This is a genomic window from Streptomyces sp. ATCC 21386 (assembly GCF_018728545.1).
Taxonomy (GTDB): domain Bacteria; phylum Actinomycetota; class Actinomycetes; order Streptomycetales; family Streptomycetaceae; genus Streptomyces.
Genome location: NZ_JAAVVL010000001.1, coordinates 3718710 through 3740914 on the forward strand (window position 1 = coordinate 3718710; position 22205 = coordinate 3740914).

Annotated in this window: 20 protein-coding genes and 6 tRNA genes; 17 read left to right on the forward strand and 9 right to left on the reverse strand. The window is 71.7% G+C overall.

The features are described from left to right. The first annotated feature begins 304 nt into the window (after window positions 1-304). The 3 genes from cobT (at window position 305) to GWK25_RS16255 (ending at window position 7109) form a co-directional block, all read left to right on the forward strand. On the forward strand, window positions 305-4765 hold the full coding sequence (gene cobT, locus GWK25_RS16245) for a nicotinate-nucleotide--dimethylbenzimidazole phosphoribosyltransferase (RefSeq protein ID WP_215450929.1): 4461 nt from the start codon (window positions 305-307) through the stop codon (window positions 4763-4765). A 181-nt stretch (window positions 4766-4946) separates the two neighbouring features. Then, window positions 4947-6179, forward strand: coding sequence for a uroporphyrinogen-III C-methyltransferase (gene cobA / locus GWK25_RS16250; protein WP_215450930.1), 1233 nt, complete (start codon window positions 4947-4949; stop codon window positions 6177-6179). A 105-nt stretch (window positions 6180-6284) separates the two neighbouring features. Further along, complete coding sequence (locus GWK25_RS16255; protein ID WP_215450931.1) at window positions 6285-7109, forward strand: RNA methyltransferase; 825 nt, start codon at window positions 6285-6287, stop codon at window positions 7107-7109. A gap of 106 nt (window positions 7110-7215) precedes the next feature. Here the strand turns inward: GWK25_RS16255 and GWK25_RS16260 are convergent, their stop codons facing one another. Next, on the reverse strand, window positions 7216-8556 hold the full coding sequence (locus GWK25_RS16260) for a serine/threonine-protein kinase (protein WP_215457397.1): 1341 nt from the start codon (window positions 8554-8556) through the stop codon (window positions 7216-7218). Window positions 8557-8752: 196 nt separating this feature from the next. Between GWK25_RS16260 and GWK25_RS16265 the strand changes: the two genes are divergently transcribed. From GWK25_RS16265 to GWK25_RS16280, 4 genes are all read left to right on the forward strand, one after another. Next, window positions 8753-8992: a hypothetical protein gene (locus GWK25_RS16265; protein ID WP_033532621.1), complete on the forward strand. Its 240-nt coding sequence runs from the start codon at window positions 8753-8755 to the stop codon at window positions 8990-8992. A gap of 266 nt (window positions 8993-9258) precedes the next feature. Continuing rightward, the gene (locus GWK25_RS16270; protein WP_215450932.1) at window positions 9259-9459 is read left to right on the forward strand and encodes a hypothetical protein; all 201 of its coding nucleotides are present in this window, start codon (window positions 9259-9261) and stop codon (window positions 9457-9459) included. Between the two features lie 322 nt (window positions 9460-9781). Next, complete coding sequence (locus GWK25_RS16275; RefSeq protein ID WP_215450933.1) at window positions 9782-10735, forward strand: phosphotransferase family protein; 954 nt, start codon at window positions 9782-9784, stop codon at window positions 10733-10735. Window positions 10736-10822: 87 nt separating this feature from the next. Beyond that, window positions 10823-11134 carry a zf-TFIIB domain-containing protein gene (locus tag GWK25_RS16280; protein ID WP_184898708.1) on the forward strand — a complete coding sequence of 104 codons (312 nt, stop codon included), beginning with the start codon at window positions 10823-10825 and terminating at the stop codon, window positions 11132-11134. Window positions 11135-11229: 95 nt separating this feature from the next. Here GWK25_RS16280 and GWK25_RS16285 read toward each other — a convergent pair. From GWK25_RS16285 to GWK25_RS16305, 5 genes are all read right to left on the reverse strand, one after another. Next, window positions 11230-11301: transfer RNA gene (locus GWK25_RS16285), tRNA-Val, on the reverse strand. A 32-nt stretch (window positions 11302-11333) separates the two neighbouring features. After that, a tRNA-Val gene (locus GWK25_RS16290) sits at window positions 11334-11405 on the reverse strand. Window positions 11406-11445: 40 nt separating this feature from the next. Then, window positions 11446-11517 (reverse strand) — tRNA-Val (locus tag GWK25_RS16295). Between the two features lies 1 nt (window position 11518). After that, window positions 11519-11592: transfer RNA gene (locus GWK25_RS16300), tRNA-Cys, on the reverse strand. Between the two features lie 40 nt (window positions 11593-11632). Beyond that, window positions 11633-11705: transfer RNA gene (locus GWK25_RS16305), tRNA-Gly, on the reverse strand. A gap of 157 nt (window positions 11706-11862) precedes the next feature. On the opposite strand from GWK25_RS16305, the gene GWK25_RS16310 reads away from it, so the two are divergent. From GWK25_RS16310 to GWK25_RS16320, 3 genes are all read left to right on the forward strand, one after another. Further along, window positions 11863-12906, forward strand: coding sequence for a chorismate-binding protein (locus GWK25_RS16310; RefSeq protein WP_215450934.1), 1044 nt, complete (start codon window positions 11863-11865; stop codon window positions 12904-12906). Then, complete coding sequence (locus tag GWK25_RS16315) at window positions 12903-13724, forward strand: aminotransferase class IV (RefSeq protein WP_215450935.1); 822 nt, start codon at window positions 12903-12905, stop codon at window positions 13722-13724. The genes GWK25_RS16310 and GWK25_RS16315 overlap by 4 nt, the downstream gene beginning before the upstream one ends. Window positions 13725-13804: 80 nt before the next feature. Further along, window positions 13805-14629: a GNAT family N-acetyltransferase gene (locus tag GWK25_RS16320; protein WP_215450936.1), complete on the forward strand. Its 825-nt coding sequence runs from the start codon at window positions 13805-13807 to the stop codon at window positions 14627-14629. A gap of 143 nt (window positions 14630-14772) precedes the next feature. Here GWK25_RS16320 and GWK25_RS16325 read toward each other — a convergent pair whose 3' ends face one another. Beyond that, window positions 14773-15291 carry a DsbA family protein gene (locus GWK25_RS16325; RefSeq protein WP_215450937.1) on the reverse strand — a complete coding sequence of 173 codons (519 nt, stop codon included), beginning with the start codon at window positions 15289-15291 and terminating at the stop codon, window positions 14773-14775. Between the two features lie 192 nt (window positions 15292-15483). On the opposite strand from GWK25_RS16325, the gene GWK25_RS16330 reads away from it, so the two are divergent. Next, window positions 15484-15939, forward strand: coding sequence for a hypothetical protein (locus GWK25_RS16330; protein WP_215450938.1), 456 nt, complete (start codon window positions 15484-15486; stop codon window positions 15937-15939). A gap of 181 nt (window positions 15940-16120) precedes the next feature. Continuing rightward, window positions 16121-16273, forward strand: coding sequence for a hypothetical protein (locus GWK25_RS16335; RefSeq protein ID WP_189785967.1), 153 nt, complete (start codon window positions 16121-16123; stop codon window positions 16271-16273). Between the two features lie 83 nt (window positions 16274-16356). On the opposite strand, the gene GWK25_RS16340 is transcribed toward GWK25_RS16335, so the two are convergent. Continuing rightward, entirely contained in the window at window positions 16357-16917 is a 561-nt protein-coding gene (locus tag GWK25_RS16340) for a CGNR zinc finger domain-containing protein (RefSeq protein WP_215450939.1), read from the reverse strand. 314 nt (window positions 16918-17231) lie between these two features. Next, window positions 17232-17645: an SsgA family sporulation/cell division regulator gene (locus GWK25_RS16345; protein ID WP_004002642.1), complete on the reverse strand. Its 414-nt coding sequence runs from the start codon at window positions 17643-17645 to the stop codon at window positions 17232-17234. 191 nt (window positions 17646-17836) lie between these two features. Between GWK25_RS16345 and GWK25_RS16350 the strand changes: the two genes are divergently transcribed. The 5 genes from GWK25_RS16350 (at window position 17837) to GWK25_RS16370 (ending at window position 22198) form a co-directional block, all read left to right on the forward strand. Further along, a complete protein-coding gene (locus GWK25_RS16350; RefSeq protein WP_215450940.1) occupies window positions 17837-18316 on the forward strand; it encodes a TIGR02611 family protein in 480 nt (159 codons plus the stop codon). 78 nt (window positions 18317-18394) lie between these two features. Next, window positions 18395-18466, forward strand: a tRNA-Val gene (locus tag GWK25_RS16355). A 533-nt stretch (window positions 18467-18999) separates the two neighbouring features. Beyond that, window positions 19000-20289 carry an ABC transporter substrate-binding protein gene (locus GWK25_RS16360; protein WP_215450941.1) on the forward strand — a complete coding sequence of 430 codons (1290 nt, stop codon included), beginning with the start codon at window positions 19000-19002 and terminating at the stop codon, window positions 20287-20289. Next, complete coding sequence (locus GWK25_RS16365) at window positions 20289-21293, forward strand: carbohydrate ABC transporter permease (RefSeq protein WP_215450942.1); 1005 nt, start codon at window positions 20289-20291, stop codon at window positions 21291-21293. Before GWK25_RS16360 ends, GWK25_RS16365 begins: the two co-directional genes overlap by 1 nt. Then, window positions 21293-22198: a carbohydrate ABC transporter permease gene (locus GWK25_RS16370; RefSeq protein WP_215450943.1), complete on the forward strand. Its 906-nt coding sequence runs from the start codon at window positions 21293-21295 to the stop codon at window positions 22196-22198. Before GWK25_RS16365 ends, GWK25_RS16370 begins: the two co-directional genes overlap by 1 nt. Window positions 22199-22205: the final 7 nt, after the last annotated feature.

Below are 22205 nucleotides of genomic sequence, written 5' to 3' on the forward strand. Positions count from 1 at the left end.
CGCACTTCGACACCCGGCACTTCGTCGGTCAATGTCCTAAAAACGCGCCCGGTTTGGGAGCGTGTGTGGTACGGCGCAACGGGGAGGACGCGCAACGTGGCGCAGTCCACAGCGGACCGTCGCGGATCAAGCTGTCGCGACGGGGGGACGACCGGGACAATGGCCCTTCAATGGCTTTGTCGACATGCAGGCGGGTCGTCACGTGCCGCTGGGCACGCACGCTCGTTCTCCACAGTGGGGCGGTAGGTGCGCCGTTCCCGGGCCAGCTGGCATGGAGGCACTAACCGATGGGCGAGGGGTACGCATGACCGACACCGGCCAGGTCCCGGGCGAGGGACTGCCGGAGAGTGCAGGCATGGTGGAGCAGCCGGGCGTCCCCGCGCCGGGTGCGTACACCTACCTCTCCGAGACCGCCGCCGAGGACGAGGACCTTCTGCTGCCGGGCGCCCAGGGCGCGTGGGGCAACGAGATGCCGCCGCCCGCCCCCGAGCCCGTCGTCCAGGTCGTCCACGAGCCGGGCCCGCACGAGATGTCCGGCCGCGACAGCGGCGCGCACGACCTCAGTGCCGTCCGTACCCCCGTCGCGACGCCCGTCCCGCAGCCGCCGGTGGCCCGCCGCCCGCTGCACCTCGGCCCGCCGACCCCCGACGCCTCCGCCAGCCCGGTCCGCTCCCTCGCCGACCGTGGCCCGGCCGGCGCTCCCGTGCCGCCGGGCGCCGCACGCCACTCAGGCCCCTCCACCACCGGCCCGGAGTACCTCGACGGGACCCCGCAGCCCGTGTCGCAGTGGGTGGGTGCCCCCGCCCAGGCAGCTCCCGCGCCGGGAGTCGGCGCAGGGGGAGCGGCCGCAGAAACGGTCGTTCCGCACGAGGCGCACCTGTCCGTGGCCGTGGCCGAGGCGCCCCTGGCGGCGGAGGTTCCGCAGGGCGCGGCGGCCGACGAGGAGACCCAGGACCCCGAGGCCCTCCACCAGGCTCAGGACGCCGCCTACGCCCTGGCCCAGGAGGCGGCGGCCGCCCAGTTCCGCACCCCGGAGGCGGTCGGGACGCCGGTCGCGGCACAGCTCCAGGCCTCCGAGGTCACGGAAGCCCCGGAGACCGTCGAGGAGCAGCTTCCGGAGCCGACCGAAGCGCCGGCGGCCCATGTCGAGGCCACGGTCGCCGATGCCGGCGTCGCGGCCGCCGATGCCGCCGGCACTGCCGCCGAGGTTCCGCAGGCGGCCCAGGCCACGGCTGAGGCCGAGGCCGAGGCCCCGCAGTCGGCCGAGGCACCCACGGTCGTCGAGCCCGCTCAGGCCCCGGAAGCCGCGGAAGCACCCGCCGCCGACCAGCACCAGAGCCCCGCCCCCGAGGCCGCCGCCGCGCCCACGGCTCCGGAGACAGCCGAGGGCGCGGCCGGTGCCGAGGCGGTCGAAGAGCCCGCTCAGGCCGCGCCGCCGCAGCCCGAGCCGGCCGCGATGACTCCCGAGGCCCAGGTTCCCGACGCCCAGGTCGCCGAGGCCCCGGTCGCCGAGGAGACCGCCGCTGACGCCGAGGCCGCACAGGCACCGGAAGCGACACCCTTCCCCCCGGCCGCCCAGGACCCGGAGCCGATCGCGGCACAGACCGCCGACGAGGCACAGGACGCCCCCCGGCCCGCACCGGAGACGGAGGCCGCCGCCCCGGGCGACGCTTCCGCCGAGGACCGGCCCGCCGAGGCGCCCGCGCCGTCGCAGCCCGAAGTCGGGACCGCCGACCCGGCGATGCCACCGGCAGAGGCAGCGACCCCTGAGCAGCCCGCGACAGCTCCCGGGCAGCAGCAGACGCCGACCGCCGTGCCCGACGAACCGGCCTCCACCGACACCCCGGACCCGCAGACCGCGACCGTCGCGCCGGACGGGGAGAACGCCGCCGCGTCCCCGGCCGAGCAGACCGCCGAGGTCCAGCCGGGCATGGCCCCGAACATCGATCCCGCACAGGTCCCCGCGGAGTCGGCGCAGACCGCGGCAGCCGAGGAGCCCCAGCCGACGGAGACGGACCAGCCGGTTGCGCACCCCATGGCCCAGGACCCGCACGTCACCGAGCCGGACGCACCCGCCGCGAACCCGGTGAACCAGGACCAGGACCCGGCCCGAAACCAGACGCAGGACCAGGACCCGAATCAGGACCAGGACCAGGACCGGGCCGTGGCGGCGCAGGCCGCCGTGACCGACCCGCAGCCGGAGCCCGCGCAGCCCCTCGCCTCCGACGCCCTCGCCGAGCCGGGGGCCACGGAAGCGGACGCGGCGGTCCAGCCGACCGAGGGCGCGGACGCCCAAGCCCCCGCGCCCGCCCCAGCCCTCGCCGACGAGTCGACCGGCGAGGTCCCGCCTCCCGCCGACCACGCCGAGCCCATGGCCGAACCCACGCCCGTGGACCCGGCCTCCGTGGACCCCTCGGCCGCCGAGCCGCTCGCCGCAGACGCCCAGGCGGCTCCGGCCTCCGGGGTCGACGCCCCGCAGGGCGCCGTCATCCAGCCCCCGGCCGAGCCCGAGGCCGACGCCCCGGCCCTCGCGGTGAGCTCCCAGGAGCCCGAGACCGAGACCGACACCGACCGGTCGGCGGGACATCCCACGCCCGCCGACGGCTCCGTGCCCACCGCCGCGCAGCCGGCCCCGCCCCAGGGGCTGGTGGTTCCGCCGCTCCCCGAGGACGGCACCCCGACGCCCGCCGCCGCCGAGTTCCCGGCCGCCGAGGGGCAGACGGACGCGCCCGAACCACAGGCGGAGACGGCTGAGGGCGCGCCGGAGCCGGAGGGCGAGCCCGTGGCCGCCAGGGTCCCCGCCCCCCGGGACTCCGAGGCCGAGACGATCGTCGTACCGCAGCCCCTCGCGGCGGCCGACGCCCACCCGGACGTCGTCCAGAACGCCGAGGACCTCGACACCAGGGCCGCCGGCCAGGAGGACGACGAGACGACGGCGCCGGAGACAGAAGCAGTGGAATCAGCCGAAGAGAGCGCGGCCCCGGTGGACGAAGCACCCGAAGACGTGAGGGACGAGGCGCGGCAGCCCACCGGTCCGGCCGCGCCCCCCTACGACGACGCCGAGCGCGAGGCCGTCCTGAAGGTCATGCGGGAGCGCCGGGACATCCGTAACGGCTTCCGCTCCGACCCCATCCCGCACGACGTGCTGCTCCGTGTCCTGGAGGCCGCCCACACGGCCCCCTCCGTCGGCCACTCGCAGCCGTGGGACTTCGTGGTCATCCGGTCGGCCGAGACCCGCCGCACCATGCATGAACTCGCCCAGCGCCAGCGCGAGGCCTACGCCAAGTCGCTGCCCAAGGGCCGGGCGAAGCAGTTCAAGGAACTGAAGATCGAGGCCATCCTCGACACCCCGGTCAACATCGTCGTCACCGCCGACCCGACCCGCGGCGGCCGCCACACCCTGGGCCGCCACACCCAGCCGCAGATGGCGCCCTACTCGTCCGCCCTCGCGGTCGAGAACCTGTGGCTCGCGGCCCGCGCGGAGGGCCTCGGCGTCGGCTGGGTCAGCTTCTTCGACGAGCGTGAGATGGTCCGCGCCCTCGGCCTGCCCGAACACCTGGAGGTCGTGGCGTACCTGTGCGTCGGGTACGTGGACGAGTTCCCGGAGGAGCCCGAGCTGATGCAGGCGGGCTGGGCCAAGCGCCGCCCGCTGTCCTGGGTCGTCCACGAGGAGACGTACGGCCGCCGCGCCCTGCCCGGCGCCGAGCCGCACGACCTCCTCGCCGAGACCGTCGCCGGTATCCGCCCGCTGGACGCCAAGGCGCTCGGCGAGGCGTGGGAACGCCAGAAGCGCATGACCAAGCCGGCCGGCGCCCTCGGCATGCTGGAGATCATCTCCGCCCAGCTGGCCGGGCTGTCCCGTCAGTGCCCGCCGCCGATCCCGGAGCCCGCGGCCGTCGCGATCTTCGCGGGCGACCACGGTGTCCACGCCCAGGGCGTCACCCCGTGGCCGCAGGAGGTGACGGCCCAGATGGTCGCCAACTTCCTCGGCGGGGGAGCGGTCTGCAACGCCTTCGCCGCCCAGGTGGGCGCCGAGGTCTGCGTCGTGGACGTGGGCGTGGCGAGCGACCTCCCGGCCACCCCGGGGCTGCTGCCGCGCAAGGTCCGCGCCGGTACGTCCGACATGACCACCGGCCCCGCGATGACCCGCGAGGAGGCCAAGCAGGCCATCGAGGTGGGCATCGAGACGGCCCGCGACCTGGTGGCGGCCGGCAACAAGGCGCTGCTCACGGGCGAGATGGGCATCGCCAACACCACGGCGTCCGCCGCCCTGATCGCCGTCTTCACCGGCGCCGACCCCGCCGAGGTCACCGGCCGAGGCACCGGCATCAACGACGAGACCCTCGCCCGCAAGACCGAGGTCGTCCGCCGTGCCATCGAACTCCACCAGCCGGACCCCGCCGACCCCATCGGCGTCCTGGCGGCCATCGGCGGCTTCGAACACGCCGCCATCGTCGGCCTCCTCCTCGGCGGCGCCTCCCTCCGTACGCCGGTGATCCTCGACGGCGTCAGCGCCGGCGCTGCGGCCCTGGTGGCCCGCGCCATCGCTCCCGAGGTCCTCGCCGCGTGCATCGCGGGCCACCGCAGTGCCGAGCCGGGCCACGTGGCCGCCCTCCAGAAACTGGGCCTGCGCCCCCTGGTCGACCTCGACCTTCGCCTCGGCGAGGGCACCGGCGCCCTCCTCGCCCTCCCGGTGGTCCAGAGCGCGGCACGAGCCATGCACGAGGTGGCGACGTTCGACTCGGCGGGGGTGACCGAGAAGTAGGAGAAGCAAGCAGGGGGGAGGGTGGATACCACCGTCCGCCGGGCTGAACTCGACAACGGCGCTCAGCCACGCACCTGCTGAGCCCCACCCCCCACCCGCCCCTTAGAATCCGCACGTCAGGGTCGCTCCACAGCCGCAGCGCACCTCACCCGCACGAAGCCCCGCAGGGAGCCGCACCCTCATGGCCGAACACCCCGCCTACCCCGTGGGCCTCCGCCTCGCCGGCCGCCGAGTGGTCGTCATCGGCGGCGGCCAGGTCGCCCAGCGCCGTCTGCCCGCCCTCATCGCGGCCGGTGCCGACATCGTCCTGGTCTCGCCGAGCGCGACGCCCTCCGTGGAGGCGATGGTGGACGCGGGCGAACTGACCTGGGAGAAGCGCCGCTACGCGGAGGGCGACCTCGCCGAGGCCTGGTACGTCCTGATCGCCACCGGCGACCCGGAGGCGAACGCCCGCGCGTCCGCCGAGGCGGAGCGCCACCGCATCTGGTGCGTGCGCTCCGACAGTGCCGAGGAGGCCACCGCCTGGACCCCCGCGACCGGCCACAGCGAGGGCGTCACGGTCGCCGTCCTCACCGCCCGCGCCGAGGGCCGCGACCCCCGCCACACCGCCGCCATCCGTGACGCGGTCGTCGAGGGCCTGCGCGACGGCACCCTCGTCGCCCCCCACCACCGCACCCGCACCCCCGGCGTCTCCCTCGTCGGCGGCGGCCCCGGTGACCCGGACCTGATCACCGTGCGCGGGCGCCGCCTCCTCGCCGAGGCCGACGTCGTCATCGCTGATCGTCTCGGCCCCCGCGACCTCCTCGCCGAACTCCCGCCCCACGTCGAGGTGATCGACGCGGCGAAGATCCCCTACGGCCGCTTCATGGCCCAGGAGGCCATCAACAACGCGCTGATCGAACACGCGAAGCAGGGCAAGTCGGTCGTCCGCCTCAAGGGCGGCGACCCGTACGTGTTCGGTCGCGGGATGGAGGAGCTCCAGGCCCTCGCCGAGGCAGGCATCCCGTGCACGGTCGTCCCCGGCATCTCCAGCTCGATCTCGGTCCCGAGCGCGGCCGGCATCCCGGTCACCCACCGGGGCGTCGCCCACGAGTTCACCGTGGTCAGCGGTCATGTGGCCCCCGACGACGAGCGCTCCCTGGTGGACTGGCCGGCCCTGGCACGCCTCACCGGCACCCTCGTGATCCTCATGGGTGTCGACAAGATCGGCCGGATCGCGGAGACCCTGGTGGCGAACGGCAAGTCCCCGGACACCCCGGTCGCCCTGATCCAGGAGGGCACCACGGCCGCCCAGCGCCGGGTCGACGCGACCCTCGCCACCGTCGCCGAGACCGTGCGGACGAGAGAGGTCAAGCCGCCGGCGGTCATCGTCATCGGTGAGGTGGTGAAGGTGGGCCCCGGGTCGTCCGCGTAGACCCCGGGAGACGCCCCCGGATCAAGGGGAGCGGAATTGTAACCACCGGTAACCCACCCGCCCCGAGCCGTTGGCACCACACCCAGGACAAGGCAGTATCACCCTGTGGCCGATCTCATCACCGTTGAGGACCCCGACGACCCGCGCCTGCGCGACTACACCGGCCTGACCGACGTGGAGCTGCGCCGCAGACGCGAACCCGCCGAAGGCCTGTTCATCGCCGAGGGCGAGAAGGTCATCAGACGGGCCAAGGAAGCCGGCTACGAGATGCGCTCGATGCTGCTCTCCGCGAAGTGGGTCGACGTCATGCGCGACGTCATCGACGAACTCCCGGCCCCCGTCTACGCGGTCAGCCCCGAGCTCGCCGAACAGGTCACCGGCTACCACGTGCATCGGGGCGCCCTCGCGTCCATGCAGCGCAAACCGCTGCCGACGGCCGACCAGCTCCTGGGGGCCGCCCGCCGAGTCGTGATCATGGAGTCGGTCAACGACCACACCAACATCGGCGCGATCTTCCGTTCCGCCGCAGCCCTCGGCATGGACGCGGTCCTGCTCTCCCCGAACTGTGCCGACCCGCTCTACCGCCGTAGCGTCAAGGTCTCCATGGGCGCGGTCTTCTCGGTCCCGTACGCCCGTCTCGACACCTGGCCCAAGGGCCTCGACGCCGTACGCGACGCCGGCTTCACCCTTCTCGCCCTCACCCCGGACGAGAAGGCGAAGTCCCTGGACGAGACCGCCCCGCACCGTATGGACCGCGTGGCCCTGATGCTCGGCGCCGAGGGCGACGGCCTCTCCACCAAGGCCCTGATGTCCGCCGACGAATGGGTCCGCATCCCGATGGCCCACGGAGTCGACTCCCTCAACGTGGGCGCGGCGGCGGCGGTCGCCTTCTACGCGGTGGCGACGGGCCGCCCCCACCCGGCCCCGTAAGGGGTGCGGGGAACGGCGCGACCAGCCCCCACGCACCCGTGCACTCGCGGCGGCGAACGACCGAACGGCGGCCCGAGCTCTGTCTTCCGACTGCCCGGAGCACCTCTCAACTGCCGCCCGACTCCACAACCGCTCGCTCGGTCCGGAGCCCGTCGTCCCCGAGCCCCCGCGACGGCCCCTGACACCCCTGGGCCGTGGCGATCCCCAGCGCGGCCAGCAACGTCACCACGACGAACACGACGAGCCGCTGCCGCAACAGCCGGGGATTGGCGGGCCGCCGCCCGGTCCCGTTGGTCCGCGGCCCCGGCCGCCCCGCACCACTGCGCGGCGCGGGCCGCTTCCCCGACCCGGAGGTGTGGCGCGACGACCCGGAGGTGTTGCGCGACGGCGCGGGCCGCGCACCCGACCGCGAGCCGCCACCGGTGCGTGCACCGCCACCCCCACCCGTCCGGGAGCCACCCCCGGTGCGCGGCGACGGCGTCCCCGCCGCGCCCGGCTGCGCCCGCCGCGTCTCCGGCGGCTGCCGCAACGTCCGCTGGTCGACGTACTGCTCCGCGAGCCGTCCCGAGGGCCGGTCCGGATCGCCGCGCGGCGCGGGCGGGCGGACATCGGCCAGCCCCTGTGCCTCGCGTGCGGCGATCTCCTTGAGCCGCAGCGACAGTTGCAGGGTGCTGGGCCGCTCGTCCGGGTCCTTCGCCAGACAGGCGCGGACCAGCGGGGCGAGCGCGTCGGGCACTCCGCGCAACTGCGGTTCCTCGTGCACCACCCGGTAGAGCATGACCTCCGAACTGCCGTGTCCGAAGGGTGAGTCGGAGGTCGCCGCGTAGGCGAGGGTGGCCCCGAGGGAGAAGACGTCCGTGGCCGGTGTGACCGCGGCCCCGCGCACCTGCTCGGGCGCGAGGAACCCGGGCGACCCCACGGCCGTGCCGACATGGGTCAGAGTGGACGCTCCCGTCGCCCAGGCGATGCCGAAGTCGATGATCCGCGGCCCCTTCGGGGACAGCAGGATGTTGGACGGCTTCAGATCCCGGTGCACGACCCCGGCCTCGTGCACGGCCACGAGCCCCTCGGAGAGGGCGGCGCCGACGGCGGCCACGTCGGCGGCCGACATGGGCCCCTCCTCGGCGACCTTGTCGTGCAGCGAAGGCCCCGGTACGTACTGCGTGGCGAACCACGGGCGGTCCGCCTCCAGATCGGCGGCGACCAGCCGGGCGGTGCACCCGCCCCTGATCCGCCGAGCCGCCGACACCTCGCGCGCGAATCGCGACCGGAACTCCTGGTCCTCCGCCAGATCCGGCCGGATCACCTTGAGTGCGACGCGCTGTCCACGCCGGTCGGAGCCCAGGTAGACGACGCCCATTCCGCCCGCGCCGAGCCGTCTGTGGATCCTGAACGAGCCGACGACGCGCGGGTCCTCGCGCCTCAGGCGCATCATCGCCATGTTCATCCCCGCTGCCCGTTCCGTCTGACGAGCCACAGCTTACGTTTCCACGGCCGGGCGTGCGCAGAGGCCGCGCCCTCACGACCCGATCGATTGTCAGTGCCGGGTGGGAAACTTGAAGGGTGGTCAGGGAACAGGAGTTCGGGCCGGTGTTGGGCTCCCTGTGATCCCAACCACCCACCACAGAAGGGGGATTGAACCCGTGAAGGGTGACCGTGTGGAGATAGTCGTCGACGCCGGGGACACGACGCGCACCTACGAGGTGATCGCGAGCAGGGCGGGCCGCCGGGTGGAGACGGCGGTACGCCGAGGTGTTGTGGAAGTGAGCGAAGTCACCCGCAATGGATCGGTGGTCCGAACGGCCAGGTTCATGGCGAACAGGGTCCTGGCCCTGGTCGAACAGCCGGTGCCCCGGGAGGACGGCTCGGAGCGGACGGCGTGACGACCGAGTGACAACAGGGGGCAGACCGGACGTCCCCTCCGGGAAGACCCCGAGACCTAGGACCCCGTCTCCACCCTGGGGAGTACATCGCACGTCACCGCTCATCCTCGGGGAGGCCCGGCAATCGGTACGAGGGCATGACGACCCGGACGGGCCGCGCGCCTAGATTTGAGGTCAAGCGGCGGGTGCAGCACTCGTCCCCCGAGGTCAGACACCCGCCGCTGCCAACGACAGAGCAAGACCTACGAGAAGTCAGAGGAGGGACCATGGCCCACACGGCACCGCGGACCGCGATCCGCACACGGGAGCGCAGGGTGTTCACCGCCGACCGCCGCGCGGGTCGTCGCCACCCCTTGGTCGCGACCGCGATGGTCCTCCCCCTGGCGGCCCTGCTCGTGTACGCCTTCGGCGGCTGGGAAGCAGTGGTCACACAAGCGTCGTCCGTGGGTGTGATGCTGGGGCGCTGAGCGGCGACCCCAGGCCCGGAAGAGCGGTCCGGGCGGGGACATCCATCCATGAAACCCCGTGGGGACGGGGGTGCGGCGGACGGCAAATAAACGCCCGCGCAGCTGGGGAGCTGCGCGGGCGTTGCCGTGCCCAAGACCAACCCCCGGCACTTTTCCCCGCACCCCACTCCACGCTTCTTGCGGGGTCGTGCCGCCGGGGCGGCGCGGGTGGGCACAGGCGGCGCATCGTGACCGCCGAGCAGCGGGACCTCCCCCCGGCCCACCACCCCGCACCCGGACGTACGCTCACCCGCAGCGCCGTACGACATCCGCAGGGGGACCCATGACCGCCACAGCCGACGCCGACGGCGACGTACTCCCCGCCCTGAGGGCCAAGGTGCGACGCGCGGCCCACCCCCACCCCACCTCCTGCGCCCACCCCGACACGGTTCTCGCGCAGCGCCCCGACGGCACGGTCGTCCGCCACGCGAACACCGTCGCCAAGGCCCACGCACCCGACACCGAACCCACCCGGCTGGCCCTCCTCCTGACCGTCGCCGGCTCCCACCCCGACATTCTCCTGGCGCCCCTCGACCCCACCCCCACCCCCCTCCACGGACGCCTGGTCACGTTCTGGCCGTACGGCAGCCCGGTGGACCCCGACACCCCGGAGGCCGCCCCCTGGGAGGAGGCGGCCACCCTCCTCGCCCGCCTCCACCGGCAGCCCCCGTCTCCGGGCCTGCCGCCCATGCGCGGCCCGGACAAGGCCGCCCGTGCCATCGCCCGCCTCGAAGCCACAGCGCCCCGGCACCCCGCCACGCCCTCGATCCTCCGCGCCTGGCGCACCCTCCCCGCCTGGGCCAGGAACGAGGCACCCATGCCGGACACGGCCACCCTCTGTCACGGCGATCTGCACCTCGGACAACTGGTCCGCCACCCCGCGACGACCGGTCCCTGGCGCCTCATCGACGTCGACGACCTGGGCGTGGGCGTCCCCGCCTGGGACCTCGCCCGCCCGGCTGCCTGGTTCGCGTGCGGCCTCCTGCACCCCGACGACTGGGCCCGCTTCCTCGCCGCGTACCAGCGGGCCGGCGGCCCCGCGGTCCCCCCGCACGGCGACCCCTGGCCCTCACTGGACGTACCGGCTCGCGCACTGACCGCGCAGACCGCGGCCCTGGCGATCGCGAAGTCCACCGCCGCCGGTCACCCCCTCGACGACGCGCAGCAGTCCGTTGTGGACGCATGCGACCGAATGGGAAGCATCCCGCCGGAGTCGGTGGATCCTTTCCCGAAGTAGGGTGCAACCGACCGGAGCCGGACAGTGTCTGTCCTGGCGTAACGCGAAGCAGGACCGAACGGCGAGGAGTTGAACCGAACCATGCACATGCAGTGTCCGAAGTGCCATGCGCCGATGCACACCTACAACCGCAGTGGCGTCCAGATCGAGCAGTGCAGCGGCTGTCGCGGGATCTTCCTCGACTACGGCGAGCTGGAGGCGCTGACCCGCCTGGAGGGCCAGTGGGCCGGTGGCCCGGGCGTCCCTCCGCCGCCGGCCGCCCCGCAGTACCCGGCGGGCGGCGGCCACAACGCCCCGGCCTGGGGCGCCCCGCACGGCGGTCACCATGGTGGGCACCACGGCGGCCACCACGGGGGTCACCACAACCGAGGCTTCGGCCACATGCTGTTCTCCAGCTGAGGCGCGTGGGGCGCACCCGCGCCCCTCGCTCGCACGACGAGCGCCCGCACGACGAAGCCCCCGGCCGTACGAGACGGCCGGGGGCTCGGTGTGTGTGGACGATACTGGGATTGAACCAGTGACCTCTTCCGTGTCAGGGAAGCGCTCTCCCGCTGAGCTAATCGTCCTCGGGATCACAGCCGGGGCTGTGGATCTTGCGTGCGCGATACTGGGATTGAACCAGTGACCTCTTCCGTGTCAGGGAAGCGCTCTCCCGCTGAGCTAATCGCGCGGGGCGAAGCCGTAGGGCTCCAGAGGCCGACAGGCCTCAGTGGACGATACTGGGATTGAACCAGTGACCTCTTCCGTGTCAGGGAAGCGCTCTCCCGCTGAGCTAATCGTCCTTGGAGGTGGAGACGGGATTTGAACCCGTGTAGACGGCTTTGCAGGCCGTTGCCTCGCCTCTCGGCCACTCCACCAGGAGTGCGGGGGTTCAAGAAGATCCCCCACCTTCCTGCGAGCGGACGACCAGGTTCGAACTGGCGACCTCAACCTTGGCAAGGTTGCGCTCTACCAACTGAGCTACGTCCGCTTGTCGTTTCCGTTTCGCTTCCGCGTCCCGGCGACGAGTTGAACTCTAGCGGATTCCGGGGCCAGTACAAAAACGCGTTTGTGCAGCGTGCTGCGCTGCGTCCAGTCCGGGACCCGGCCGGGCCCGCCCGCAGGGCACCCGTCCTAGACTCGACTGCGTGCCCGACCTCCCTCCGCTCGCCCGCTTCGGCAACCTCGTGGCCACCGGTCTCACCGATGTGACCAGCGACGCCGCCGCCCTGGACTCCTCCGGCTTCTGGGCCGTGTGCGCGGACTACGAGGGTGGTCTGGTCTGCGCGCGCTTCAGTGACGTACGTCGCGTGCCCGCGCCCGCCCCCGTGCCGGGGGAGTGGCGCGGGCCGCGCGTCGGCGACTGGACGTCGTCGCTCGACCGCGCCGCGTACACGGCGGGTGTACGCCGGATCCGTGAGCACATCGCCGCCGGTGAGGTTTACCAGGCGAACCTCTGCCGGGTGCTGTCGGCGCCCGTCGCACCGGACGCCGACGTGGACGCCCTGACCGCGCTGCTGGCCCGTGGCAATCCGGCCCCGTTTGCAGGAACGATTCGCCTCCCGGCGCACGGCGTCGAGATCGCCACCGCCTCCCCCGAGCTCTTCCTGCGCCGCGACGGCAAGTTCGTCGAATCCGGTCCGATCAAGGGCACCGGAGCCACCGAGGCGGACCTCCTGGAGAAGGACTATGCCGAGAACGTCATGATCGTCGACCTCGTCCGCAACGACATCGGGCAGGTCTGCGCCACCGGCACCGTGACCGTCCCCGACCTCTGCGCCGTCGAGAAGCACCCGGGGCTGGTGCACCTGGTGTCGTTGGTGCGCGGTGAACTGCGCGAGCACGCAGGATGGCCCGAACTGCTCGCCGCCGCGTTCCCGCCCGGCTCCGTCACCGGGGCGCCCAAGTCGAGCGCCCTGCGGATCATCGACGCCCTGGAGACCGCCCCGCGCGGCCCGTACTGCGGGGGAGTCGGCTGGGTCGACGCCGACCGGGGCACCGCCGAGCTGGCCGTCGGCATCCGCACCTTCTGGATCGACCGGGCGGCGGGCGAACTGCGCTTCGGCACCGGCGCGGGCATCACCTGGGGATCGGACCCCGAGGCGGAGTGGCGCGAGACCGAGCTGAAGGCCGCCCGGCTGCTCGCGGTAGCGTCGGGGACGTACGAGGCGAGTGGGAGGACCCTTACGTGAAGATCTGGCTCGACGGCGGACTGCAGGACACCGACTCCGCCCGTGTCTCCGTCCTCGACCACGGACTGACCGTGGGCGACGGCGTCTTCGAGACCGTGAAGGCGGTCGGGGGCCGACCGTTCGCGCTGACCCGCCACCTCGACCGGCTGGCCCTCTCGGCGCGCGGACTCGGTCTGCCCGAGCCCGACCTCGACGAGGTGCGCCGTGCCTGCTCCGCCGTCCTGGAGGCGGAACCGGTCGCGCTCGGCCGGCTGCGCATCACCTACACCGGCGGCCTCTCCCCGCTCGGCTCCGACCGGGGCGACCACGGCCCGACGCTGGTCGTCGCCCTCGGCGAGACCGTCCGGCGGGCGGACTCCACCGCCGCCATCACCGTCCCCTGGACCCGCAACGAGCGCGGCGCCCTCACCGGCCTGAAGACCACCTCGTACGCGGAGAACGTCGTCGCCCTCGCCCGCGCCCACGAACAGGGCGCCTCCGAGGCGCTGTTCGCCAACACGGTCGGGCAGCTCTGCGAGGGCACGGGCTCCAACGTCTTCGTCGTCCTCGACGGAGAACTCCACACACCGCCGGTCGCCTCCGGCTGCCTCGCGGGCATCACCCGCGCCCTCGTCGTCGAGTGGACCGGCGCCCGCGAGACCGACCTGCCGCTGGACGTCCTGGACCGCGCCGACGAGATCTTCCTGACGTCGAGCCTGCGCGACGTACAGGCGGTGCACCGTGTCGACGCCCGCGAGCTGCCGAACGCGCCGGGCCCGGTGACGGCCAAGGCGATGCGTGTCTTCGACGAGCGGTCCGGCGACGACCTGGATCCGTGATCCGGACCCCTTCACGCGGTCCCGAGAATGCTGACGATATTCAGCGGACTCCTCGCGCCGCGGCGGGTAGAACACCCCTGATGACCACCACCCTGCGGCCGATCGAGCCGCTTCAGCAGGCCGCCGACGGGACGCGCTCGCGTCGCTACCAGGTATGTGTCAACAGCCGTCCCGTCGGCGAGATACACCTCGGCACCCGCCCCGACCCCGGATCGACGGCCGCGTGCATCCTGGACCTGCGCATCGACGAGCCGGACCGGCGGCGGGGCCGTGCCACCGTGGCGGCGCTCGCCGCCGAGGAGGTGGCCCGCGGCTGGGGCTGCCGGCGGATCGAGGTGTCCGTACCGGCGGGGGCCGAGCCCGCCCTGCGGCTGGCCCAGACGCTCGGGTACGTCCTGCGTAACCGGAACATGCGCAAGGCCCTCGGCGGCACCCCGCCCGAACTGCCCGAGGGCAGCAGGGGCAGGCCCATGACGAAGGCCGAGTACAGGCCCTGGAAGGAAGCCGGGCTCGAGGGCTACGCCCAGGACTGGATCGCCCGCGGCATGCCCGAGGCGGAGGCGTACGCGAAGGCCGCCCTGGACTACGAGCGCTGTCTCCCGCAGGGCGTGGCCTCGCCGAACAACCTGTGCAGCGTGCTGGAGCACGAGGGCACGAGGGTCGGCACCCTCTGGCTGTGGCTGACCGACGACCGGGCCTTCGTGTACGACGTCGAGGCGGACGCCGCCCACCGGGGCCAGGGCCACGGCCGCACACTGATGCTGTTGGCAGAGGCCCAGGCGATCGCGGCCGGGAAGCCCGAGATCGGACTCAACGTCTTCGCGGGCAACTTCCGGGCCGAATGCCTCTACGACTCCCTCGGCTACGAGACGACCAGCCACCACCTCTCCAAGCCGCTGCTCTGAACGGTCGTGGGGCGCCCGGGTCCCGGCCCGGCAACGGGGGAGCGTGGCCCCGGCTGGAGTGCCCTCAAGGGCGCGTGCCCCCCGACAGCGGGCCGCGTGGATCACGGGTGCCCCGTCGGCGCCTCGTCGGCGGCCTACGGTGCTCAGGCGCTCTGGGCCAGCAGCCGGTCGGCGATCTCCTCGATGCGCTCGCGCAGCCCCTCCTGGCTCTTGCCGCCGTCGAGGCGCTCGCCGCCGATGACGTACGTGGGCGTGCCCGTCACGCCGATCGCCTTGCCCTCGGCCTGGTCGGCGTCGACGATCAGGATGTGCCGGCCGTCGATCAGCGCCGTGTCGAACTCCTCGGCGTCCAGCCCGAGTTCACGGGCCGCCTCCACCAGGAACGGTTCTCCCGCCCGGTCCAGCTCCTCGACCCGGCCGAGCACGGCCTCGACGTACGGCCACGCCTGCCCCTGTTCCGCTGCCTCCTCGGCGGCCTGCGCGGCGGCGAAGGCGTGCTTGTGCTTCTCCAGCGGGAAGTGCCGCAGCCGTACGTCGAGCCGGTCGCCGTAGCGGGCCCGCAGCGCGCGGATGTCGTCGAGGGCGCCGCGGCAGTCGGGACACTGGAGTTCGCACCAGACGTCCAGGACGACGGCGGAGGGCACGGGGGAGGAGTCGCTCATGGGATCAGTCTCCCAGCTTCCGGGCCCGCGCCCGGACGTGGCCCGGTCGAGGCCACGGCGTGCACACCGACCCCGAGACGACCCGGAGATGTCCCTGAGGTCTCCCCGGACCATGGCATATCGGACGCCTGGCGGTGCAGGATGGAAGGGACGCACCGCGAACGCCCGACCGAGCACCGCCTGGAGGACCGGATGATTGCCGAGACAGTCTGCGCCGCCGTCTCAGCGGCGGGCCTGGGCATCGCCGCGATCACGGCGTATCGGAAGCGGTTCCTCCGGGCGGCCCGTATCGCCGCCTACTCGCTCGTTCCGCTCGGTCTGGTGATGACCGGAGTCGTCGAGTGGCTGGCCGACACCGCGTTCAGCCCGACCGCGTGGGCCGGCTTCGGTGTGCTCGGGGCCGCCTGGTTCCTGTTCATGACCACCCGCGCCGTGGAGCGGCGCCGCGGGGTCACCGGCAAGGAGCGCAAGGAGGCCAAGGCGTCCCGTACGGAGGCGATAGCCCCGACGGCCTCGGCCCCCTCGCTCGGCCAGGGCGCCCGGCCGGCGGCGCGCCCGGCGGCGACCCCTCGGGCGGCGGGTTCCGGAGCGTCCGGCGCGGACGACTTCAGCGACATCGAGGCGATCCTGAAGAAGCACGGCATCTGATCACGGCGGGCACGGCCTCCGACCCCGGTGAAGGCGTGCGGACTGAAACGACACAGAAGGTCGGGCGGCGGCGCCGAAGTGATCACGTTCGCTCCGTACATTGTGGATATTGGCGAACTCTCCGTCATTCCGGGTTGGTTGATCGCGCGGAGGGCCTCCGCTGCGTCATCATCGCGGCGAGATGCTGGACACAACACAAAGCGACACCGCCGCCCCGCCCGAGGAGCGACGAGGTTGTCTCTTCGCGCTCTCCCAGCCACCGCTGATGATCTTCCTAGCGGTGATCGGCTGCCTGCTGCTCATGGCGTCACTGCACGACCTGCTGATGCTGTGAGCTGTAAACGGAGCCCCTGACGTCACCCGTCGAGGGCTCCGTCAGCCCCCGTACGCGCACCCGGCCGCAGGGCCGGTGGTGCGTCAGCCCGCCGCCTCCTTGCGGCGTGCCCGGTAGGCGGCCACATGCAGACGATTTCCGCAGGTACGGCTGTCGCAGTAGCGGCGCGAGCGGTTGCGGGAGAGGTCGACGAAAGCCCGTCTGCAGTCGGGTGCCTCGCAGCGGCGCAGCCGCTCCTGCTCCCCGGCGACCACGAAGAAGGCCAGCGCCATGCCGCAGTCGGCGGCGAGGTGGTCGGCCAGCGACGCGCCGGGGGCGAAGTAGTGCACATGCCAGTCGTAGCCGTCGTGGTCGGTGAGCCGGGGCGTGGTGCCCGCGGCGGCGACCAGTTCGTTGATGACGGCGGCGGCCGAGCCCGGGTCGGGGGCCGCGAAGACCTCCGCGAACCGGCCACGGACCCTGCGTACGGCCGCGAGGTCGAGCTCGGTCAGCACTCCGACCTCGCTGACCTCGTGGTTTCGTACGAACTCGGCGAGCGCCGCGACGGTCGCGAGCCCGTCGGTCGCCGTGTCGTTCTCCGGCACGGTGTTCACCAGATCGACCACGGCGTCGAGAGAACACCGGGTGTCGTGGGTGATCAGCACGTTTCGCTCCCTGGCCTGCGGGGTCGGGCGGGCGCCCGCCGATGCTGGCCGATGGTAATGGTTCGGCGGGCGGCGGGCCGGTGTGGACCGTACTGGAGCTCCCTGGAGGACCCCTGGTACGAGCGGAACGGGCCAGGGCCCCGATTCGTGCCCGGGCCCGGGTTCGAGGGTTCGCGCGGACACGACACGGCGACGCCGCCGCACGGAGATCCGCGCGGCGGCGTCGATGGGTCGGCCTGAAGCCGTATTCGGTTGTACGGGCCCGAGCCGTCTCCCCGAGTGGACGGCGCCGGGCGGCTCTGTGGCCCTCGCCCCTAGCTTTCCGCCAGGATGTGCGAGAGCTCCTGATCGAGGTCGAAGTGCCGGTGTTCCGTGCCGGGCGGCACGGCGGCGTCTGTGCGCTTCAGGAAGGACTCCAGGGCCCGCGCCGGGGCTTCGAGGAGGGCTTCGCCCTCCGGGGAGCTCAGGGCGATGCACACGACGCCCTGGCCGTGACTGCGCGACGGCCAGACACGGACGTCACCGGTGCCGGTGGGCCGGTGCAGCCCCTCGGCGAGGAGGTCGCGGGCGAACACCCATTCGACGGTTTCCTCTGCTCCGGTGTGGAAGGTGGCGTGCACGGCGTAGGGATCGGCCGTGTCATACCGCAGTCCCGCGGGAACGGGCAGTGAGGACTCGCTCGACACAACGAGGCGCAGGTGCAGCTCGCAGCTGACCGTGGTGTTCATAAGCGCCAAGGCCTTTCGCTCAGTGTGCGCTCGGGGATTCGCACGTCGGCGAAATCGACATGCCACCTACGGTGCCGTTGTAAACCCCTCTGGGAGTTTTGCGTCGCTTTTGGTAGCTCATCCGGCCGAGACCGTCTTCTGTCGGTACGACCATTCCGGTGACCGGTTTCTCTCCGGTAGGGTTTGGCCGTATGGACACGGGGAGTTACGGACCGGGGGAGGCCGCACTGACGGCCGACGGAACGAAGAGTGACGGCAACGTAGCGAACAGTGAGGCCGATGTGGCCAAGAACGAGGCGCCGCTCGGATCCCGTGCGCCGGAATTCATCAGAGCGCGGCGGATGCTGCACCTGAGCTGGCAGGTGGCCATCTTCATCGTCGGTCTGGCGGTGGTGGTCGCGGGTGTGATCATGCTTCCGCTTCCCGGTCCCGGCTGGGTCGTGATCTTCGCAGGCATGGCGATCTGGGCGACGGAGTTCGTCTGGGCCCAGCTGGTGCTCCGCTGGACCAAGCGGAAGGTCACCGAGGCCACGCAGCGCGCCCTCGACCCCAAGGTGCGGCGCCGCAACATCATTCTGACCTCGGTCGGCCTGGTGATCGTGGCCGGCCTCGCCGGTTTCTACGTATGGAAGTTCGGCTTCGAGATGCCCTGGAACATCAAGAACCAGTGAGCCGCGCCGGGACGGCAGCGGGATTCCAGGTGTGGTCGGAGGCACCCCCTGACATGGGGTAATGTTCTTCCTGCGTCCGGGCGATTAGCTCAGTGGGAGAGCGCTTCGTTCACACCGAAGAGGTCACTGGTTCGAACCCAGTATCGCCCACCGGATGATGGCGGCCCGGTCCACGGAAACGTGGACCGGGCCGTTTTCGTGGTGGCGGCCGGGGGGGGGCGCGGTGTGCCCGGGGCGTTCGCCCTGCGGAGGTCCGGGTGCTGTGAGAGGCGGGCCGGCGGTCGTGCGCCGCCTCGGTGACGGCTCCGGCACTTCGGCATATGGCCGAATTCGGTGCTTGCGTGCCCTCGCGCCGCACTCGTGCTCGGTCGGCTCGCCGTGCTTCGCGGGCGGTTCGGGGGCGGGGGCGGGGCCCGCCCCGCTGACTCCTTTCAGCCTCGTCCGTCAGTCGCGCTGCGGACCTCTTCCCGTTCGGCCCGTCGACCGCAACTCGCCCACCTGCGCTTTCAGTTGACCGGCTGTCACCTGCGGGGCCGCAGCGCCGGGCGCGTCGCCGACTCCGCTTTCCATCAATTCCTGTCCGCATCATTGACGTCTCCTGAGGGGCTCCGTACCTTGTGCCAGCAAGCGCTTACTTGAAACGATTCATGGAGCGGTACGCAGCGTCGCGGGGAGGCTCAACCATGCAGCAGTACGGGAACGTTGAGAGGCGGACGGTCCTCAAGGCGGCCGGAGCCTCACTGGCCGTCGCGGGGCTGGGGGCGACGGCCACGGCTTGTGGCGGCGACAGTGGCGCGGGGGACGGGACGGTGACGATCCGTTACGCCTGGTGGGGCGCCGAGGACCGCGCGGAGCGCATCAAGAAGTGCATCGCGCTTTTCGAGAAGAAGTACCCGAAGATCAAGGTGAAGACGGACTTCCAGCCGTACCTCGACTTCTGGAAGAAGTTCAACACCCAGGCCTCCGGTGGAAATCCGCCGGATGTGTTCCAGAATGCCATCGGTTTCCTCCGGAAATATGACGCCAAGAATGTGCTGCTCGATCTCAGCCCACAGGTCGAGGCGGGCAATCTCTCCCTCGACGGCTTCAGAGCCGGCCTGGAGAAGTTCGGCGAGGTCGACGGAAAGCTGCTCGGCATCCCGGTCGGGTCCAACTCGATGGCCCTGGTGATCGACAAGCCCGTCTACACCAAGTCGGGTGTCAAGCCCGAGCAGGGGTGGACCTGGGACGACTTCGACGCGGCGATGAAGAAGATCCGCGACAAGACGGGGCGCGCCGGCGACAGCGGCATGTACGGGGTGATGTACCTCTACGACCTCTACCTGCGCCAGAACGGCAAGGCGTTCTTCACCGAGGACGGGCTCGGCTTCACCGAGGCGGACCTGAAGGCCTGGTGGTCGAAGGCCGAGAGGGGCATCGAGGAAGGCCTCTTCGCCGACCCCAAGAAGGTCGCGCAGATCAAGCCCAAGTCGGCGGTCGCCGCGGAGCTCGCCGCCGGTGAGTTCACCTGGGACAACTTCACCGTCCGCTACACCTCCGAGGGCAAGAGCGATTACGGTCTGGCGCCCATCCCGACCACCGACGGCAAGAAGACCGGCCAGTACCTCGGTTCCCTCATGCTCAGCGGGTCCAGGCGCACGCGGCACCCCAAGGAAGTCGCGCAGTTCATCGACTTCATGGTGCACGAGCCGGAGGTGGCCAAGATCATGGGCTATGACCGCGGGGTGCCCGCGACGCAGGCCCAGTACGACGCGTTCCAGCCGACCGACCCGGTCAACAAGGCCATCGCCGAGTACGAGGAGTCCCTCGTCTCGGCGGGCGTGCTGGAGCCCATCACCCCGCACCCGAACGGCGCGGACATCTGCGAGGCGGCCTTCCTGCGCATCGGTGAGGAACTCGGTCTCGGCACGCGCTCGGTCGACGACGCCGTCAAGCAGTTCTTCACCGAGTCGAAGACGGCTCTCGGCACCTGATGGGAACCACCGTGACACACGCCCCTGCGACGGAGGGCCTGTCCAAGGGCGAGCGCTCCGAGCCGCGGCAGAGTCCGGCCGACACCCCGAGCCCCGCCGCGCGTCTGCGGCGGGGCCGCCGGGAGAACCTGGCCGGCTATCTCTTCATGTCCCCGTGGATCGCCGGATTCCTGCTGCTCACGGCAGGTCCGATGGCCGCCTCGCTCTACTTCGCGTTCACCGACTACAACCTGTTCGACGCGCCCAGGTGGATCGGCCTGGACAACTTCTCCGAGATGTTCGCCGACCCCCGCTGGCGTCACTCGGTGCGGGTGACGCTGTGGTACGTCGTCGTCGGTACGCCCCTCAAGCTGCTGCTGGCCCTCGGCGTGGCGCTGCTGCTGGCCCAGAAGCGGCGCGGCCAGGCCTTCTACCGAGCCGCCTTCTATGCGCCGTCGCTGATCGGGGCCAGCGTCTCCATCGCGATCGTCTGGAAGGCGATCTTCTCCGACGACGCGATCGTCGACCGTACGCAGAAGATCTTCGGGATCGACGTCGGCGGCTGGACCGGCGACCCGGAGCTGATCATCTACAGCCTGGTGGCGCTCACCGTCTGGCAGTTCGGCGCTCCCATGGTCATCTTCCTCGCCGGGCTCAAGCAGGTGCCGCGTGAGCTGTACGAGGCCGCCGAGGTCGACGGGGCGGGCCAGTGGCGGCGGTTCTGGAACATCACCCTGCCGATGATCTCGCCGGTCCTCTTCTTCAACGTCCTGCTGGAGACGATCCACTCGTTCCAGATCTTCAGCTCGGCGTACATCGTCGGCGGCGGTGCCGGAGGCAACGCCTGTGGTCCCGCGGACGGTTCGATGGTCTATACCTGCTACCTCTACGTCCAGGGCTTCGAGAACAGCCGCATGGGTCTGGCCTCCGCCATGGCGTGGCTGCTGCTGATCGCGGTCGCCCTGGTGACAGCGGTGCTGTTCTGGTCCCAGAAGCGCTGGGTGCACTACGAGGAGGGTGCCTGATGAGCGCACAGGCCACCGAGATCGCCCCGGCCCCGGCCCCGGCACCGTCCGGACGGGCGACCGCACTGCGGCGCAGGCTGCCGGGTTCCCTTGCCTGGCACCTCGGGTCGCTCGCACTCCTCGCCGTGATCCTCTATCCCGTGATCTGGGTCGTCGGCGGCTCGTTCAAGAAGAGCGAGGACATCGTCGGCAGTCTGGATCTGCTGCCGACCGACCCGATCATCGCCAACTACACCCGGCTTTCCGACGGCATCGCCGACATCCCGATCTCCACCTTCTTCCTCAACTCGGTCGTGCTCGCGCTCGGCTCGGTGGTCGGGATCCTGGTGTCCTGCTCGCTGACCGCGTACGCCTTCGCGAAGATCAGGTTCGCGGGCCGCAACCTGCTCTTCACCCTGATGATCGGCACGCTCCTGTTGCCGTACCACGTCCTGCTCATCCCGCAGTACGTGCTGTTCCGCAACATGGAGATGATCAACACCTACACCCCGCTGCTGCTGCCGAAGTACCTGGCCACGGAAGCGTTCTTCGTCTTCCTGATGGTGCAGTTCATGCGGAACCTGCCCAGGGAGCTCGACGAGGCGGCCCGGCTCGACGGGTGCGGGCACTTCCGGATCTACTGGTCGATCGTCCTGCCGCTGTCCCGGCCCGCGCTCATCACCAGCGCGATCTTCACGTTCATCAACTCCTGGAACGACTTCATGGGTCCGTTGATCTATCTGAACGAGCCGGACAAGTACACGGTCTCGCTCGGTCTGAAGATGTTCGTGGACCAGGACGGCGTGGCCAACTACGGCGGCATGATCGCGATGTCGCTGGTGGCCCTGCTGCCGGTGCTCGCCTTCTTCCTCGCCTTCCAGCGCTACCTCATCGACGGTATGGCCACGTCCGGTCTGAAGGGCTGAGGTGAAG

Bases quoted from the DNA above. Each gene is read 5' to 3' on its own strand.
- cobT (WP_215450929.1), top strand. From the start codon at position 305: ATGACCGACACCGGCCAGGTCCCGGGCGAGGGACTGCCGGAGAGTGCA.
- GWK25_RS16275 (WP_215450933.1), top strand. From the start codon at position 9,782: ATGACCGCCACAGCCGACGCCGACGGCGACGTACTCCCCGCCCTGAGG.
- GWK25_RS16325 (WP_215450937.1), bottom strand. From the start codon at position 15,291: ATGAGCGACTCCTCCCCCGTGCCCTCCGCCGTCGTCCTGGACGTCTGG.
- GWK25_RS16370 (WP_215450943.1), top strand. From the start codon at position 21,293: ATGAGCGCACAGGCCACCGAGATCGCCCCGGCCCCGGCCCCGGCACCG.
- GWK25_RS16270 (WP_215450932.1), top strand. From the start codon at position 9,259: ATGGCCCACACGGCACCGCGGACCGCGATCCGCACACGGGAGCGCAGG.
- GWK25_RS16330 (WP_215450938.1), top strand. From the start codon at position 15,484: ATGATTGCCGAGACAGTCTGCGCCGCCGTCTCAGCGGCGGGCCTGGGC.
- GWK25_RS16260 (WP_215457397.1), bottom strand. From the start codon at position 8,556: ATGAACATGGCGATGATGCGCCTGAGGCGCGAGGACCCGCGCGTCGTC.
- GWK25_RS16360 (WP_215450941.1), top strand. From the start codon at position 19,000: ATGCAGCAGTACGGGAACGTTGAGAGGCGGACGGTCCTCAAGGCGGCC.
- GWK25_RS16365 (WP_215450942.1), top strand. From the start codon at position 20,289: ATGGGAACCACCGTGACACACGCCCCTGCGACGGAGGGCCTGTCCAAG.
- GWK25_RS16320 (WP_215450936.1), top strand. From the start codon at position 13,805: ATGACCACCACCCTGCGGCCGATCGAGCCGCTTCAGCAGGCCGCCGAC.
- cobA (WP_215450930.1), top strand. From the start codon at position 4,947: ATGGCCGAACACCCCGCCTACCCCGTGGGCCTCCGCCTCGCCGGCCGC.
- GWK25_RS16335 (WP_189785967.1), top strand. From the start codon at position 16,121: ATGCTGGACACAACACAAAGCGACACCGCCGCCCCGCCCGAGGAGCGA.
- GWK25_RS16345 (WP_004002642.1), bottom strand. From the start codon at position 17,645: ATGAACACCACGGTCAGCTGCGAGCTGCACCTGCGCCTCGTTGTGTCG.
- GWK25_RS16350 (WP_215450940.1), top strand. From the start codon at position 17,837: ATGGACACGGGGAGTTACGGACCGGGGGAGGCCGCACTGACGGCCGAC.
- GWK25_RS16280 (WP_184898708.1), top strand. From the start codon at position 10,823: ATGCAGTGTCCGAAGTGCCATGCGCCGATGCACACCTACAACCGCAGT.